This is a genomic window from Clostridium puniceum (assembly GCF_002006345.1).
GTDB classification, from domain to species: Bacteria; Bacillota; Clostridia; order Clostridiales; family Clostridiaceae; genus Clostridium; species Clostridium puniceum.
The window spans coordinates 1-1531 of sequence record NZ_LZZM01000096.1 but is presented as its reverse complement, the minus strand read 5'-3'; the positions used below and the strand labels follow the sequence as shown (position 1 = coordinate 1531).

4 protein-coding genes are annotated in these 1531 nt (G+C 29.2%); all 4 read left to right on the top strand.

Going from position 1 to position 1531, the window contains the following annotated elements; all coding sequences use genetic code 11:
- The coding region (locus CLPUN_RS27555; RefSeq protein ID WP_207652743.1) for a hypothetical protein at positions 1-188 on the top strand (188 nt) is incomplete at its 5' end.
- A gap of 9 nt (positions 189-197) precedes the next feature.
- Positions 198-332, top strand: a complete 135-nt coding sequence (locus CLPUN_RS29145) for a hypothetical protein (RefSeq protein ID WP_278281610.1) — start codon at positions 198-200, stop codon at positions 330-332.
- 233 nt (positions 333-565) lie between these two features.
- Positions 566-1279: a rolling circle replication-associated protein gene (locus tag CLPUN_RS07085; protein WP_077846615.1), complete on the top strand. Its 714-nt coding sequence runs from the start codon at positions 566-568 to the stop codon at positions 1277-1279.
- Between the two features lie 18 nt (positions 1280-1297).
- Positions 1298-1486, top strand: a complete 189-nt coding sequence (locus tag CLPUN_RS07080; protein WP_077846614.1) for a hypothetical protein — start codon at positions 1298-1300, stop codon at positions 1484-1486.
- Positions 1487-1531 lie beyond the last annotated feature (45 nt).

Genomic DNA, 1531 nt, shown 5'->3' with positions numbered 1-1531 from the left:
GGGAAGCTGAATATATGGCCAAAAGTGAAGGCGCAGATGAAATATTTAAGCAAGATGCAGCAGCTCTTAATGCAGCTATATATTATTTAAATAAAAAAAGGAAAGAAGATATTTGTATTATAAAAGCGTCGCTATTGCTAACGTCTGTAATATTGGCCATGATTTTATTCATATGGAATATGGTTTAGGAGATAAGTATGACAATAAAATGCATTGAGTGTAATTTACATTGGAAGGTAAGTATAAAGAAAGATATAGATCCTAGTGGTTATATTTGCCCAAGGTGCAGTGAAAAGATGAAGAAATCAAGTAATAAAAAGAACAAGTTATAAGTAAATGCATAACAATAATTTACAAATATATACAAAAAAGTGAGTATGATTCTGCAATAATCATACTCACTAAGTCATATATTTACTAAAAAAATCTGCAAAAATAGTATACCAAATATATGGCAAAAAATCAAGTGAAATCAATGCTTTAAGGCTTGATAAATCAATTAACTTTAGGACAGATATAAAAAATATTAGACATTAACAGAAGAGTAAAAAGAGAGGTTATAGATATGCCATATATTAGGAAGGAAACTATTGCAGGTAAAACAATAGAAGTAGAAAAGTATTACACGTATAAATATAAATCCAAGGGTACTAAAAGAGGAGAAGTTGTAAAACCAACTAGTGAGCAGCAACAAAAGATAAATGATGCATTAGCAGAAAAAAATTTAAGGTTAAAAATGAATGAGAACTTTGGAGAAGGAGATCTGCATATTATCCCTGGCTATAGAAAAGAAGAAAAACCAAATTCAAGAAAAGAAATGAGAAAAGATGCAGATGATTTATTGAAAAAGCTAAGAAAAGAATATAAGAAGCAAGGAAAAGAACTTAAATATATTCATGTTATGGAAATTGGAAGTAAGGGAGCAATGCATCATCATCTTGTTATAAATCACATTGATACAAGAATAATTCAAAAATGTTGGAAAAAAGGCAGAATAAAAGTTTACCCATTGGATGAGACAGGACAATATTCGAAACTTGCAGCTTATTTTGTTAAACAAACAAGTAAAACTAAAGAATTACAAAGTAAAAGATGGAGTTGTAGTAAGAATTTAATAATTCCAGAACCTAATATTGAAATAATAACTCACAGAGAATGGTTCAGAAAAGTTCCCAAACCCCAAAAAGGATATTACATAGATAAAGAATCAGTATATTCAGGAATAAGTGAATTTACTGGTTATGGATTTCTTAGATATACAATGATAAAAATTTCTTAAAAGGGATGTGAAGAAGGAATGAGTTATGCAACAGATATCCGTAAAGATGGAGAAATAAAAAGATTAAAAACTAAATGCAAGCATGCAAGTGAAGTGCTTGAACAAATAGAGGAAGCCATGAGTGAATTGGATTTAACTTTAGATGAACAAAAAGAGGATCTAATCAAATGGATAGATTCAGTAAGGGAATACTTAAGTAAAGAATAGTAAGAAGGTGGATTAAATGCAATTTAAAGATATGACACATCATGA